At 55.9% G+C, this 14,194-nt stretch carries 15 protein-coding genes; 6 read left to right on the top strand and 9 right to left on the bottom strand.

Annotated features, from left to right (window positions below; genetic code table 11):
• Nucleotides 1–71: 71 nt before the first annotated feature.
• The 3 genes from Q8O73_RS03865 to phbB all read left to right on the top strand — a co-directional run bounded on the left by Q8O73_RS03865 (nucleotide 72) and on the right by phbB (nucleotide 2,899).
• Complete coding sequence (locus Q8O73_RS03865; RefSeq protein ID WP_305555237.1) at nucleotides 72–524, top strand: Lrp/AsnC family transcriptional regulator; 453 nt, start codon at nucleotides 72–74, stop codon at nucleotides 522–524.
• A gap of 248 nt (nucleotides 525–772) precedes the next feature.
• Nucleotides 773–1,945, top strand: coding sequence for an acetyl-CoA C-acetyltransferase (locus Q8O73_RS03860; RefSeq protein WP_305555234.1), 1,173 nt, complete (start codon nucleotides 773–775; stop codon nucleotides 1,943–1,945).
• A gap of 231 nt (nucleotides 1,946–2,176) precedes the next feature.
• On the top strand, nucleotides 2,177–2,899 hold the full coding sequence (gene phbB / locus Q8O73_RS03855; protein WP_305555231.1) for an acetoacetyl-CoA reductase: 723 nt from the start codon (nucleotides 2,177–2,179) through the stop codon (nucleotides 2,897–2,899).
• 61 nt (nucleotides 2,900–2,960) lie between these two features.
• On the opposite strand, the gene Q8O73_RS03850 is transcribed toward phbB, so the two are convergent.
• Nucleotides 2,961–3,563, bottom strand: a complete 603-nt coding sequence (locus Q8O73_RS03850; RefSeq protein WP_305555228.1) for a cysteine hydrolase family protein — start codon at nucleotides 3,561–3,563, stop codon at nucleotides 2,961–2,963.
• A gap of 121 nt (nucleotides 3,564–3,684) precedes the next feature.
• Here Q8O73_RS03850 and Q8O73_RS03845 point away from each other — a divergent pair, with 121 nt between their 5' ends.
• Complete coding sequence (locus Q8O73_RS03845) at nucleotides 3,685–4,554, top strand: LysR family transcriptional regulator (protein WP_305555225.1); 870 nt, start codon at nucleotides 3,685–3,687, stop codon at nucleotides 4,552–4,554.
• Here the strand turns inward: Q8O73_RS03845 and Q8O73_RS03840 are convergent.
• The 4 genes from Q8O73_RS03840 to Q8O73_RS03825 all read right to left on the bottom strand — a co-directional run bounded on the left by Q8O73_RS03840 (nucleotide 4,538) and on the right by Q8O73_RS03825 (nucleotide 8,211).
• Nucleotides 4,538–5,167, bottom strand: a complete 630-nt coding sequence (locus tag Q8O73_RS03840; RefSeq protein ID WP_305555222.1) for a nucleoside triphosphate hydrolase — start codon at nucleotides 5,165–5,167, stop codon at nucleotides 4,538–4,540. The genes Q8O73_RS03845 and Q8O73_RS03840 overlap by 17 nt on opposite strands.
• Nucleotides 5,164–5,952, bottom strand: a complete 789-nt coding sequence (locus Q8O73_RS03835; RefSeq protein WP_305555219.1) for an ATP-binding cassette domain-containing protein — start codon at nucleotides 5,950–5,952, stop codon at nucleotides 5,164–5,166. Before Q8O73_RS03835 ends, Q8O73_RS03840 begins: the two co-directional genes overlap by 4 nt.
• Complete coding sequence (locus Q8O73_RS03830) at nucleotides 5,949–7,031, bottom strand: ABC transporter permease (protein WP_305555216.1); 1,083 nt, start codon at nucleotides 7,029–7,031, stop codon at nucleotides 5,949–5,951. The genes Q8O73_RS03835 and Q8O73_RS03830 overlap by 4 nt, the downstream gene beginning before the upstream one ends.
• Nucleotides 7,032–7,179: 148 nt before the next feature.
• Nucleotides 7,180–8,211: a sugar ABC transporter substrate-binding protein gene (locus Q8O73_RS03825; RefSeq protein WP_305555213.1), complete on the bottom strand. Its 1,032-nt coding sequence runs from the start codon at nucleotides 8,209–8,211 to the stop codon at nucleotides 7,180–7,182.
• Between the two features lie 230 nt (nucleotides 8,212–8,441).
• On the opposite strand from Q8O73_RS03825, the gene Q8O73_RS03820 reads away from it, so the two are divergent.
• Nucleotides 8,442–9,689 (top strand): ROK family transcriptional regulator, encoded by a 1,248-nt coding sequence (locus tag Q8O73_RS03820; RefSeq protein ID WP_305555210.1) that lies wholly within the window; start codon nucleotides 8,442–8,444, stop codon nucleotides 9,687–9,689.
• Between the two features lie 7 nt (nucleotides 9,690–9,696).
• Here the strand turns inward: Q8O73_RS03820 and gloB are convergent, their stop codons facing one another.
• Entirely contained in the window at nucleotides 9,697–10,467 is a 771-nt protein-coding gene (gene gloB / locus Q8O73_RS03815) for a hydroxyacylglutathione hydrolase (RefSeq protein ID WP_305555207.1), read from the bottom strand.
• 120 nt (nucleotides 10,468–10,587) lie between these two features.
• Between gloB and Q8O73_RS03810 the strand changes: the two genes are divergently transcribed.
• Nucleotides 10,588–11,355 (top strand): class I SAM-dependent methyltransferase, encoded by a 768-nt coding sequence (locus tag Q8O73_RS03810; protein ID WP_305555204.1) that lies wholly within the window; start codon nucleotides 10,588–10,590, stop codon nucleotides 11,353–11,355.
• A 10-nt stretch (nucleotides 11,356–11,365) separates the two neighbouring features.
• Here the strand turns inward: Q8O73_RS03810 and Q8O73_RS03805 are convergent, their stop codons facing one another.
• The 3 genes from Q8O73_RS03805 to Q8O73_RS03795 all read right to left on the bottom strand — a co-directional run bounded on the left by Q8O73_RS03805 (nucleotide 11,366) and on the right by Q8O73_RS03795 (nucleotide 14,189).
• Complete coding sequence (locus tag Q8O73_RS03805; RefSeq protein ID WP_305555201.1) at nucleotides 11,366–11,992, bottom strand: LysE family translocator; 627 nt, start codon at nucleotides 11,990–11,992, stop codon at nucleotides 11,366–11,368.
• Between the two features lie 159 nt (nucleotides 11,993–12,151).
• Nucleotides 12,152–12,925, bottom strand: a complete 774-nt coding sequence (locus Q8O73_RS03800; RefSeq protein ID WP_305555198.1) for a cytochrome c1 — start codon at nucleotides 12,923–12,925, stop codon at nucleotides 12,152–12,154.
• Nucleotides 12,918–14,189 (bottom strand): cytochrome b N-terminal domain-containing protein, encoded by a 1,272-nt coding sequence (locus Q8O73_RS03795; RefSeq protein ID WP_305555195.1) that lies wholly within the window; start codon nucleotides 14,187–14,189, stop codon nucleotides 12,918–12,920. The genes Q8O73_RS03800 and Q8O73_RS03795 overlap by 8 nt, the downstream gene beginning before the upstream one ends.
• Nucleotides 14,190–14,194 lie beyond the last annotated feature (5 nt).

The following is a 14,194-nucleotide window of genomic DNA, read 5'->3' as shown; positions in this document are numbered from 1 at the left end:
AAATTGTGATTTTGTGCAATAATAAAGCGTTATGTTTTATCAAACGCCGAAAGGTTGCGTGAATTATGGAGATGGACCGGATTGACGGGAATATCCTGCGTTTGTTGCAGGAAAATGCCGATATCGCCAATGCAAGGTTGGCCGAACAGGTTGGCCTGTCGCCTTCGGCATGTTTGCGCCGGGTGGCAAGGCTGCGCCGGGATGGGGTGATCCAAAAAACGGTGGCGGTTTTGGACCCGGCGCGGATTGGCCGGCCGTTGACCGCAATAATTTCTGTGGAATTCACCCGGCACGGATCGGAACATCGCAAGGATTTTGTCAAAAAGGTTCTTCGCAACGGGGCGATTCGGCAATGTTATCTGGTGACGGGCGAGGTTTCCTGCATTCTGACGGCCCATATGCGTGATATGGATGAATATCTGGCGATCACAGATCAACTTTTTGACAGTGATCCCAACGTCACCTCCTTTCGCACCTATATCGCCATGCAGACGGTCAAGGATACGGCAAGCCTTGCGCTTTGACTCCAAAGCACACAGGTTTCAGGGGATTGCCCGTTCTTTCACAGGCATTCCAGAAACTGTACCGGGCGAGCAGAGGCAGCGACTGTCCGTGACCCGGGCGATCAGAAAAAGGGTTGTATGCTGTTCCCTGTCCGAAAGGGGGATGCTTCAATGCTTGGCTTTTCGTTGCGTCGCGATAAGATCGTTTCAGGATCATTCGACTGGCGGATGATCCGGGAGAAAACACAAACAAGAACGCGGAGGGTTTCATGACCGAGGTCGTCATTGTCGGTGCCGTACGGACACCGATCGGATCTTTCAGCGGGGCATTGTCCTCTGTAGCGGCCCATGAACTGGGTGCGATTGCGATCCGGGCAGCACTGGAACGTTCCGGTGTGGAAGCAGAGGCCGTTGACGAAGTTATTTTCGGCCAGGTCCTGAGCGCGGGCGAAGGCCAGAATCCGGGGCGGCAGGCCGCCCTTGGTGCCGGCATTCCCGAAAGCAGCACAGCGTTTCTGATCAATCAGGTTTGCGGGTCGGGCCTGCGCACCGTTGCCCTTGCCGCGCAACAGATTATGGCCGGTGATGCCAAAATCGTTGTGGCAGGCGGGCAGGAAAACATGTCGTTGTCGCCGCATGTCGCGTATTTGCGATCCGGGCATAAAATGGGCGATGTCAAATTCATCGATACCATGATCAAGGACGGTCTGTGGTGCGCCTTTAACGGTTATCACATGGGAACGACGGCGGAAAATGTTGCCGCAAAATGGCAAATCACCCGTGAAGATCAGGACGCCTTTGCCGCCGGATCACAGAACAAGGCCGAAGCCGCCCAGAAGGCCGGACGATTCAAGGATGAAATTGTGCCGGTCACGATCAAGGATCGCAAGGGCGAAACCGTGGTCGATACCGATGAATATCCGCGTCACGGTGCGTCGGTTGAAGGCATGGCAAAATTGCGTCCGGCCTTTGACAAGGAAGGCACGGTGACGGCAGGTAACGCATCGGGCATCAATGACGGGGCCGCGGCCCTGATCGTGATGTCGGCAGACGAAGCCGCCAAACGCGGCCTGAAACCGCTTGCGACGATCAAAAGCTGGGCGACGGCGGGGGTTGATCCGGCGGTTATGGGATCGGGACCGATACCGGCATCGCGCAAGGCTCTGGAAAAGGCAGGCTGGTCGGTCGGTGATCTTGACCTGATCGAAGCCAACGAAGCCTTTGCCGCCCAGGCGATTGCGGTTAATCGCGATATGGGCTGGGATACCGACAAGGTCAATGTCAATGGTGGTGCAATTGCGCTGGGCCATCCGATTGGCGCATCGGGCGCACGGGTTCTGGTGACGCTGCTGCATGAAATGCAGAAACGCGACGCCAAAAAAGGCCTTGCGACCCTGTGTATTGGCGGTGGCATGGGAATTGCCCTGTGTGTCGAGCGTTGATTTTTGCGCCATGATCGAAAAACACAGGGCGGCCTCTTTGGGGGCTGCCCTGTTTGTTTTCAGACTGCCAAAAGCCGGATGTGAGGATGTTGCGGGATTTTGAGGAAAGTTTACGTAATAAAGTTGCGTTATTTTCGTAATTATGTTCGTAATATTTCTTGTGCTGCAGCGAGCCGTCGCATCTGCAATATCCGTATTTGACAAGAAAGATAGATTTCAGGGAGGTTTGCAATGACAAAAACAGCACTGGTAACCGGTGGTACGCGCGGCATTGGCAAGGCCATCAGCATCGCATTGCGGGATGCCGGTTTTACGGTTGCCGCCAATTATGCCGGGAATGATGATGCCGCCCGCGCCTTTACCGATGAAACCGGCATCGCGACCTTTAAATGGAGTGTCGCTGACGCAGGGGCCTGTGCCGATGGCATTGCCCAGGTGGTATCGAAAATCGGCCCGGTCGATGTTTTGATCAATAATGCCGGGATCACACGCGACGGCTTCATGCATAAAATGTCGGTCGAAAACTGGAACGATGTGATCAATACCGATCTGAATTCCCTGTTTTATATGTCCAAGCCGGTCATCGAAAGCATGCGTGAACGCGGTTTTGGCCGCATCGTCAATATCTCGTCGATCAACGGGCAGGCCGGGCAACTTGGTCAGGCCAATTATTCGGCGGCCAAGGCCGGTGTGCATGGCTTTACCAAGGCGCTGGCGCAGGAAGTGGCGCGCAAGGGGGTGACGGTCAATACCATCGCGCCGGGCTATATCAATACCGATATGGTCGCCGCCGTGCCGGAAAAGGTTCTGGAAAGCATTGTTGCGAAAATTCCGGTTGGCCGTCTTGGCGAGGCCGAGGAAATTGCCCAGACGGTTCTGTTCCTTGTTGGTCCGCATTCCGGTTTCATCACCGGGTCCTGCCTGTCGGTCAATGGCGGGCAGCACATGTTCTAGGTTTGTCACAGACAACAGATATCAGCCCCGGCGATGGAAAATCGCCGGGGCTTTTTTGTGGTTAATCTTGCGCAAGGATGGTTGCGGTATCGGTTACTTTGGCAAAACCATCAGCCAGCATCGCCAGTTCGGCACGATGCAGATCAGCCGCCGCCAATGCCGGGCTGCCATCGGTGGCGGGCAGATCGCGGGTGGTGACCGCATCACCCGCAACAGTAACGGCAAGGCCCATTTCACTGGCAGCCCGTGCGGTGGTGGAGACGCAAATATGGGTCATGAATCCGGCCAGAACGACATGGTGCAGGCCAAGCTGATCCAGCCGCGCTTTCAGATCGGTGCCGCCAAAAGCGTTGGGAACCTGTTTGGTCAGGACCGGTTCGTCTCCGATGGGGGCGGCTTCGGGCATGATGTCGGCCATCGGGCTGGTCGGATCAAACAATGACCCTTCGGGGCTGTGATGGCGGATGTGAATAAGAGTGCCGCCCTGCTTGCGCCAGTGCGCCTGAAGGAGTGCAACCTTTTCAAGGGCGGCTTCCAGCCCCGAAAGCGGCAGGCCGCCCGTGCGATATTCTTCCTGTGCGTCGATGACAATCAGGGCGGCATCGCGCGGGCTGCCGACCGGCAGGGTGACGTTCAGAATCTGGAAAATGGTTTTGGCGGTCATGGTATTTCTCCGAATGGTGTAAAGCGATAGACGGAGTATGTCTCTGCAAAATTGCAATGAAAATCGGTTCATTTGCAGGTATGATCTGCAAATACGCAGATATGACATGGCGGGGCGGGATATGACAGCGCTGGACTGGGAAGCCCTTAAGACTTTTGCGATTGTGTGCCGGGCCGGAACCATGAGTGCGGCGGCGCGTGAACTGGGCATCAATCAGACAACGGTTGCCCGTCGGATTGCCCGGCTGGAAGAAATGCTGGGCCATCCGGTATTGCGCCGTGACGGGGTGATTTTGCGGGCGACACCGCGGGCGCAAGGATTGTTGCAAACCGCGGATGCGATGGCGGCACAATTGGCCGACAGTTTAAAACACAGTGGCGGCGCGTTGCGGTCGGCGACGGTTTCCGGTGTGGTTCGGGTGACCGGTGTTGATGCCTTGCTTGAAAGCCGGGTCGCCCCGGCCTTGGGCGGGCTGATTGCACAGCATCCCGATTTGTGCGTCGATCTGATCGGTGGCAACCGCAATCTCAGCCTGCCGCAACGCGAGGCCGATATCGCCTTGCGCCTTGCCCGGCCCGACAGTGGCGCATTTCATATCCGCAGGCTGGGCGATATGGCTTATGGGGTTTATTGTGCGGGGCCGGCCCCGGATCCGATGGTGGCAAACTGGATTGATCTGGATGATGAATTTGCCGACAAGCCCGAGCAGGTCTGGCTGAATCGGCATTATCCAAATCGCAAGACGGTGGGGCGCGGCAATCGCGGCGGCGTTATGGCGCAAATGGCGGTGGCGGCCAATGCCTGTCTTTTGATTCCGCGTTGTGTCGGGGACGGGGTGCCGGGATTGCGCCGGATCGATATTGAACCGGTATCGCGGGAATTATGGTTGCTGACCCATCAGGACATGGCGCATTTGCCACGTGTGCGGGTGGTGGCAGACTGGCTGGTGTCGGTGTTGTGCGACGGGGTGTTTGTTACCCGTTCCCGTTGACGATGATGTCGGCCGGGCGACTGTTTCCCTGCACCAGTCTTGCATTGGGGATGTCGTTGGACAGGGCGCGGGCCCGGGCGCTTGTGGCGTCATGACCGTGATCCAGCCAGCGATGGATCAGGCGCGCCTCCAGCGTTTCAAGCGGCGTATCGAGAAATACCGTCAGGTCAAATAATGGGGCAAGGTCGGGCCATGGTGCCTGTTGCAGCAACAGGTAATTGCCCTCGATCAGAATGATGCGGTGGTCGGGGCTGACAATCCGTGCCGATCCACGCGACAGGTCCAGCGTACGGTCAAAAACCGGAATGCAGACCGGCCCGTCATCGGCGCGGATATGGGATAGCATGTGATGAAAACCGCGAAAATCGAAGGTTTGCGGTGCGCCTTTGCGTGGCAACAAATCGCGGTCGCGCAGAAGGGCGTTATCAAGATGAAATCCATCCATCGGCACCACAACGACCCCGGCTTCATCGCCCCCCAGATGGCGATGAAGCCGGTCGGACAAGGTTGACTTGCCCGAGGCCGGGGCACCGGAAATCGCCACCATCAGGCGGACTGAACCCGTCTTTCTGGCGGCAATCGCCGTCGAAATCTGATCCAGGGGGGCTGTCACGCGGCCTCGGAAATTTCCGGGGCTTCGCGGGCGCCGGTCATAAAGGCAACCGCATCCGACATGGTGTAATCATCGGGCCGGATGGTGCAAAGCCGTTTGCCGAGCCGGTGGATATGGATGCGATCCGCCACCTCGAACACATGGGGCATGTTATGTGAAATCAGGACAATCGGCATGCCGCGAGCCCGGACATCTTCAATCAGTTCCAGAACCCGGCGCGATTCCTTGACGCCAAGGGCGGCGGTCGGTTCATCCATGATCACTACCCGCGAGCCAAACGCGGCCGCACGGGCAACGGCAACCCCTTGCCTTTGTCCGCCTGACAGGGTTTCAACCGCCTGATTGATGTTCTGAATCGTCATCAGGCCCAGTTCCGACAGTTTTTCACGGGCCTGGCGTTGCATTTCGCGATGATCAAGCATACCAAAATATTTTCCGGCAATGCCCGGTTTGCGCAATTCGCGACCCATAAAGATATTGTCGGCTATCGACAGGGCGGGGGACAGGGCAAGGTTCTGATAAACCGTTTCAATGCCTGCTTCGCGGGCTTCCATCGGGGAGGCGAAATTGATGATCTCGCCATCCAGCCGGATTTCACCCTCATCAACGGAAACAGCACCCGAAAGTGCCTTGATCAGCGATGATTTTCCGGCACCATTATCGCCGATCACCGCAAGGATTTCACCGGGATACAGATCGAAATCCGCCTGATCAAGGGCGGTGACCCGACCGTAACGTTTCACCAGCCCGCGGGCGGTTAAAACAGGTTTGTGTTCCTGAGTCATGCCGACACCTTTCTGATCCATTGGTCAATGGCAACCGCAATAATGGTCAGCCAGCCAATTGCAAAGACCTGCCACAACACATCAACCCCGACCAGACGCAGCCCGGAATTGAATACTCCGACAATCAACGCCCCGATCAGCGGGCCGACAATCGACCCCCGACCGCCAAACAGAGAAATCCCTCCGATGACAACAGCGGTAATCGATTGCAGATTGGCTTCCTGAAAACTTTGCGGCGAGACCGAGCCGACCCGGCCAATCGAGGCCCATGCACCAATCGCGCAAACCAGTCCTGCCACGGCATAAACCGAAATCAGGGTGCGATTGGTGCGGATGCCCGACAGTTCGGCGGCTTCCTTGTCATCGCCAATTGCATAGACATGCCGCCCCCATGCGGTGTGGTTCAGCACATACCACAACACAGCAAAAATCAGCACCATCAGGATGGAACCATAGGTGATTTGTGCCCCGCCAAACGAAACGCTTTCGCCAAAAAATTTCAACAGGGGGGCAATTTGATCAATCGTCTGACTGCGGATCGATTGAGCCCCCGACAACCACAGATTCAGCGCAAAAAAGATGTTCCAGGTGCCCAGCGTGACGATAAAGGGCGGCAATTTGACCCGGGTTACCAGAAAACCGTTCAGCATCCCGGCGGCGATACCGCCAATAAAGCCGACAATAATGGCAAGCGGGGCCGGAACGCCGAGCGTGATCGCCAGTTGCCCCATAATCACCGACATCAGCACCATGATCGCCCCGACCGACAAATCAATTCCGGCGGTCAGGATGACAAGGCTTTGGGCCGCTGCCAGGATGCCGATGATCGACACCTGCTGTAAAATCAGGCTGAGATTAAAGGGCGAAAAGAATTTGGTTCCGGCCAGCATACCGAAAACTGCGATGCTGATCACCAGAACAATCACCGGTACCATGGTCGGATAGCCATGAAGGAAATGCTGAATCCGGTCTAAAAGAGTGTGGTGTTGACGTTCAAAGGCCGCGACGTTTTTGTCGCTGGCGTCAAGCGTCTGTTCAAAGTCCTGTTTTGGGCGTGGCGTACTTTTTGCGTCGCTCATCGCTTCCTCCCGGATGGTCTTGGATTTTGCACCGAACGGGACGCGCGGTCAAAATATCGTTCAAACCTGCAAATTTGTGGCGGATTTTTGTGACCGGTCTGGCATTAAAAAGGGGGCGGCATGACCCGCCCCCTGTGATGCAGGTGGATTAACCCCAGCAGCGTTTCATGCCTTCTTCGACGTCAATCGACGGCACACCATCTGCCGTCTGATCGGTGACCAGATTGACACCGGTGTCATAGAAATTCAGGCCTTCGGTATTTTGCGGTTTTTCGCCGGTTTCGGCCCATGCCTTGATCGCCTCGATGCCTTTGGACGCCATCAGCAGCGGGTATTGCTGAGACGTTGCGCCAATCACACCGTCCTGCACATTGGCAACACCGGGGCAACCGCCATCAACCGAGACAATCAGGACACCATCCTGAAGACCAAAGGATTTCAAGGCTTCGTAGGCCCCGGCGGCGGCCGGTTCATTGATGGTGTAAACGACATTGATTTCAGAATCGCGTTGCAGAAGGTTTTCCATAGCCTCGCGGCCACCTTCTTCGTTACCGTTGGTCACATCATGACCAATGATCCGGGCATCATCTTCGTCACCAATTTTGGCGGGGTCTTTGATGTCGATGCCAAAGCCTTTGAGGAAACCCTGATCGCGCAGCACATCGACCGACGGGGCGCTGGGGGTCAGATCCAACATGGCGATTTTGGCATTGGCGGCATCGGCCCCCAGTTTTGCCGCCGCCCACTGACCAATCAGTTCACCGGCCTTGAAATTGTCGGTGGCAAAGGTGGCGTCGGCGGCGTCAATCGGTTCCAGCGGCGTATCAAGGGCGATCACCAGCAAACCGGCATCGCGGGCTTTTTGGACCACCGGGACAATTGCCTTGGTATCGGATGCGGTCAGCAAAATGCCCTTGGCACCCGATGCAATGCAGGTTTCGATGGCTTGCACCTGGGTTTCATGATCGCCATCGACCTTGCCGGCAAAGGTTGAAAGATTGATGCCATGATGCATCGAGGTGGCGGTTGCACCTTCCTTCATCTTGACGAAAAACGGGTTGATATCGGTTTTGGTGATCAGGCAGGCACCGATTTCATCAGCAAATGCCGACTGAAACGGGGCAAGAGACAACGAGAGTGCAAGCGCACCAAAGGTCGCGCCAAGAAGTGACTTTTTCATGTGTTTCCTCCCAAGGAAAACCCTGATTTATGGCATTTTGCCAGCTTTGATTTTGCAACAAATCCTGCAACATTTTTTCCGAACCGGGGACAATGCGGCAGGCTTGTCTGACGCCAGAACATACCAAAATTCCGGCACTGTCAATTAATAAATCCGATTGATTTATTAATTAGTCCTGTCAATCTAATGCGAAAGAAAGCAAAACAAATGCGCGCCGACGGGAGGATAAAATGACACCAGCACAGGATTATGGGGCTTTGCCGGAGTCGGGGGACAGTGCGGGTTCGCGTCCCCTGCATGGCGGGGGCGGTGCCAATCAGTTGCGTGTCCGGGCCTATAACGAACGGCTTGTTTTGTCGCTTGTCCGTCACCATGCCGGTCTGTCCAAGGCCGATATCGCCCGATCATCGGGCTTGTCGGCTCAAACGGTTTCCGTAATCATGCGTGCCCTTGAAAAGGATGGATTGCTGAGGCGCGGCGATCCGGTGCGTGGCAAGGTTGGCAAACCGTCGATCCCGATGGCGCTGGCCCCGGACGGGGTATTTTCCTTTGGTCTGAAAATCGGGCGGCGCAGTGCCGATCTGATCCTGATGGATTTTGTCGGGTCGGTGCGTGCCAGTTTGCATGAAGCCTATAAATATCCGACCCCGGATGGTATTCGCCAGTTTGTCAGTGCTGCGGTGGCGAAATTATCCGTGGGACTGCGACCCGATCAGATCAATCGCATTGCCGGGATTGGCATTGCCGCCCCGTTTGAATTGTGGAACTGGGCCGAAGAAGTCGGTGCGCCTGCCAATGATCTGAATGCCTGGCGTGAGGTTGATCTTGTCGATACCATCAGCACCATCGTACCATTTCCGGTATTTCACCAGAATGACGCGACTGCGGCCTGCGGGGCGGAGCTGGTATTTGGGCATGGTTCCCATTATGCCGATTTTGCCTATTTCTTTATCGGGTCGTTTATTGGTGGCGGCATTGTTCTTAATCAGGCGCTGTATGCCGGACGGACCGGCAATGCCGGGGCCTTTGGTACCATGCCGGTCGCCAGCCGTTCCGGCCATCCGGGGCAACTGATTGATCAGGCATCGATTTTTGTTCTGGAAGACATGTTGATCCGCGAGGGACGAGATCCCGCAATATTATGGCGCGAGCCTGAAAACTGGGACGATATCGGATCGGCCCTTGATATCTGGATCGATCATACAGCGCATAGTCTTGCCATCGCCATTGCATCGGTTTGTTCGGTAATTGATTTCGAGGCGGTGATTGTCGATGGCGGTTTCCCGCGCGATGTTTGCGCCCGCATTGTGGCGGCCACCCGCAAGGCGATGTTGAAACTCGACCTTCAGGGCATTGCCACGCCGCATGTTGTGCAGGGGGCCGTCGGCAGCAATGCACGGGCGATTGGCGGGGCCAGTTTGCCGCTGTTTTCGCGCTATTTGCTGGATCAGAATGTGCTGTTCAAGCAGATGGGCTGATTGCGTTCTAAAACCGGTCCTTGCGGCTTCGGATTTCAGCGAATACCGCTTCGGGGCTAGCATGCGTCATACCCAGTTTTGCCGCAATTCCGGCCTGATCGGCGCGCAGGAACGGGTTGGTATCCTTTTCTGCGGCCATGATTGACGGAATGGTCGGCCTGCCTGCGGCACGCAGGGTATCGATTGCAACGGCTCGGGCCTGCAAGGGGGCGTTATCCGGTTCAATTGTCACGGCAAACCGCGCATTGGACTGGGTATATTCATGGCCGCAATAGATTTGCGTGTCGTCGGGCAGGCGGCGCAATTTGCACAGCGAATGCCACATCTGTTCCGGTGTGCCTTCAAACAGGCGGCCACAGCCCAGCGCAAACAGACTGTCGCCGGAAAACAGAGCCTGGATATCGGGGAAGTAAAAGGCGATATGCCCGCTGGTATGACCGGGAACGTCAATCACTTCGCCCAGTAACAGGCCGATCTTGACTGTGTCGCCTTCAAATACCGTATCGTCCAGCCCCTCAATCTTGCCCGATTCGGCATCGGGACCAATCAGGCGGGCCTTGTAGCGATCCTGAAGCCCGGCATTGCCGCCGGTATGGTCGTTATGATGATGGGTGTTGAGGATCAGGTCCAGATCCCAATGGCGTTTTTCCAGTTCGGCAATCACCGGTCCGGCATCACCGGGATCGACAACGGCAGTGGTACCGGTTTGGGCGCAGCGGACCAGATAAATATAATTGTCCGAGCGGTTGGGGATCAGAATAACGTCGCCTGCGGACATATCGAACCTCGTTTGTGAGTGGGGATGTGGTGGCAGACTAACAGCTTGTCGTGTGCGGAAACAATGATCGGGTGACGCAATTTGTTTCCAGCCGGTTCGATGCAATGATAGGCTGTTGCCATGCCACAGGATGTTGTTGATTTACACCGTTTTTATGCAGACCGGCTTGGTCAGGCCGCCCGGCGGATCATTCGTCGGCGCTTGCGCCTGATGTGGTCGGATGTCCGGGGGATGCGGGTTTTGGGGTTTGGTTATGCCACCCCCTATTTGCGGCCCTTTGTCGGCGAAGCCGAACGGGTGATGGCGTTTATGCCCGCCCGGCAGGGCTGCGTGCATTGGCCCGCGGGTGAACCCAACCATGTGGCCCTGACTGAAGAAACCATGTTGCCGCTGCCGGACAGTTCGGTGGATCGTATTCTTTTGGTTCATCTGGTCGAACATTCCGATTCGCAATCGCGCCTGCTGCGCGAATGCTGGCGCATCCTGACCCCAAATGGCCGGATCATTGTCGTGACTCCGAATCGCAGCTCGTTATGGAGTTGGTCGGAAAACACGCCTTTTGGCTATGGCCATCCCTATAGCGTCAGCCAGTTGCAAAACCTGATGCGGGAAAACATGTTTCTGCCCGTGCAGCACAGCCGCGCCCTGTTCATGCCGCCGACCCGGCGGGGATGGTTTCTGGGCTGGGCCAACGGGTTTGAAAATATCGGATCGCGCCTGTTCAAGGCCTTTGCCGGGGTCAGTATCGTCGAAGCCGGAAAACAGCTTTATGCCAGTTCAGGCACCCCGGCACGCAAACGGCGGCTGGTGCATGTGCCGGTCGCCGCCCCGCCGATGCAGCCCGTGGATGGTAATCATTCACAGACGGAAAACCCTGACAAGGTTTAAGGTCTGCTTGTTATTTGTGACTGGCGGCCAAGGCGATGCCGAATGCGACAAAAATGCTGCCCGATATCCGGTCAAACCACCGGCGGGCCGATCCGGCCAGAAAGGTCCGACTGCGGGCGGCCAGTGCGGAATATCCCACAATTGCAGCAAAGCTCATTACCATAAAAGTGCCATCCAGAATCAGGAATTGCGCCATTAACGGGGCGTCGGGATCAAGAAACATTGGAAACAGCGCGGTGAAAAAGGCAATTGCCTTGGGGTTGCTGGCCGAAACCATAAAACCACGCAAATAAAGTCGTATCAGGCGCGGTTTTTCTGTCATTCGCGCCATGTTCTGCGGAACGGCGGCCTTGCGGCTGTTGGCCCACATACGCCATCCCAGCCAAATCAAATAAGCCGCCCCGACATAGCGAATGATGTCGAACAAAAGGCCCGATGCCATGATGACGGCACCCAGCCCCATTGCCGACAAGGCCCCCATCAAACCGGTTGCCGTTACACAGCCGAGTGCGGCAACCATAGCGGACGGGAACCCATAGCGGATCGAACTGGTGATTCCGGTCATAACGGCGGGGCCGGGTGTAAAAACCGCAACAGCAACGGCCAGAAAATAAAGTCCGAAATGATCCGGCGACATGGGATGACATTCCTTGATGGAACGGGGGGACAGAGACAGTCGGATTGTATCCCGGTATTGATGCATGATGGATGGGCGTAATCAATCGTAATAATGTCACCCGGCAAAAAAAAAGACCGCCGGAAAACCGGCGGCCTTTGTGACATCATATGTCGATGTTTAGTGTTCGATATCCGACCAGATTTTGCGTTTGAGCGCATAAAGCATGGCGGTCAGGACGATCAGGAACAGGATCACCTTCATACCCATCGATTTGCGGGCTTCAAGTTCCGGCTGTGCCGTCCAGTTCAGGAAGGCAACAACGTCGTGTGCATGCTGCTCAATCGTGGCAGGCGTACCATCGGTATATTCTACCGCGTCATCATACAACGGCGGGGCCATCGAAATCTGATGTCCCGGGAAGTAATGATTGTAGTGCTTGCCTTCGGCCAGATCGAAACCCTCGGGGGCCTCTTCCTCATATCCGGTCAAAAGACCGAACACATAATCCGGACCATTGACACGCGCCTTGGTCATCAGCGACAGATCGGGCGGAATTGATCCACCGTTTGAGGCCGCTGCGGCCTGATCATTGGGGAAGGGCGACGGGAAATAATCCGACGCAATTCCCGGACGAGAGAACATTTCGCCTTCTTCGTTCGGGCCGTCTTCGATGTCATAGTCGGCCGCAATGGCCTTGACCTGGTCTTCGTTGAAACCGATGTCTGTCAGATTACGGAAGGCAATGTATTTCAGGCTGTGGCAGCCTGCACATACGCCCTTGTAAACCTGTAAACCCCGTTGCAACTGGGCCCGGTCATAGGTGCCAAACAGGCCGTTCCAGCTCCATTCCTGCGCGGCGGGAACCGGTGCATTACCGGCGGCCTGTGATGATGCAGAAAAAGAAGTAATCGCGAATGCCGCAGCAATGGCGGTCAATGCAAATTTACGCATTTGCGCCTCCCTTGAGTACGGATTCACTGATGCTGGCTGGCAGCGGTTTGGTTCGTTCCAGTTTGCCCACAAGTGGCATAACCACCAGGAAATGGGCAAAATAGTACAATGTCGAAAGCTGACCCATGGTGATGACATGCAGACCCTCGATACCGAGGAAGTAGTCATCGGGTGCCTTCGCGCCACAATAGCCAAGGACGAATGTATCGATCACAAACAGCCAGAAGAACCATTTGTACACCGGACGGAATGCCGAGCTGCGAACCTTGGAGGTGTCGAGCCACGGAATAACGAACAGGATAACGATCGAGGCGAACATCGCGATCACGCCCAGCAACTTGGCGGGAATGCCAAAGATTGCAAAGTCGATCGACCGCAAAATGGCATAGAACGGCAGGAAGTACCATTCCGGCACGATGTGCGGCGGAGTTACCAGCGGGTTGGCCGGAATATAGTTGTCCGGGTGGCCGAGGTAATCCGGGGCAAAGAACACAAATGCTGCAAAGAAGATCAGGAACACACCCAGACCAAACAGATCCTTGATCGTGTAGTAGGGGTGGAACGGGATGCTGTCTTGCGGGGTTTTGATTTCAACGCCGGTCGGGTTGTTCGAGCGCACGGCATGCAATGCCCAGACATGCAGGACCACAAGGCCCAGAATGACGAACGGCATCAGGTAATGCAGCGAGAAGAACCGGTTCAACGTCGGGTTGGCAACCGAGAAACCACCCCACAGCCAGCTCACCAGCGGATCGCCAATGATCGGGAAGGCCGAGAACAGGTTGGTAATAACCGTTGCACCCCAGAACGACATCTGGCCCCACGGCAGGACATAGCCCATAAACGCGGTTGCCATCATGGCGAGCAGGATCAGGATGCCAATCCACCACAGAACTTCACGCGGGGCCTTGTAGGACCCGTAATAAAGACCGCGGAACATATGAATGAACACAACGATGAAGAACATCGAAGCGCCGTTCATGTGGATGTAACGGATCAACCAGCCATAATTCACGTCACGCATGATGCGTTCAACCGAATCAAAGGCCATGCTGGTATGTGCGGTGTAATTCATCACCAGGAAAATCCCGGTCAGAATCATCGTCACCAGAACAAACCCGGCCAGGGAACCGAAGTTCCACATATAGGACAGGTTTTTCGGTGTCGGATATTCGTAAGCCGTGTGGTGCATCATGGTAAAGACCGGAAGCCGGTCATCAACCCATTTCACCACCTTGTTATTCCATACAGGCGCGCTCATCATCCACT

The sequence above is a fragment of the Thalassospira sp. genome (assembly GCF_030690045.1).
Classification (GTDB): domain Bacteria; phylum Pseudomonadota; class Alphaproteobacteria; order Rhodospirillales; family Thalassospiraceae; genus Thalassospira.
The sequence above is the reverse complement of the archived record's forward strand: the minus strand, read 5'-3'. Positions and strand labels throughout refer to the sequence as shown.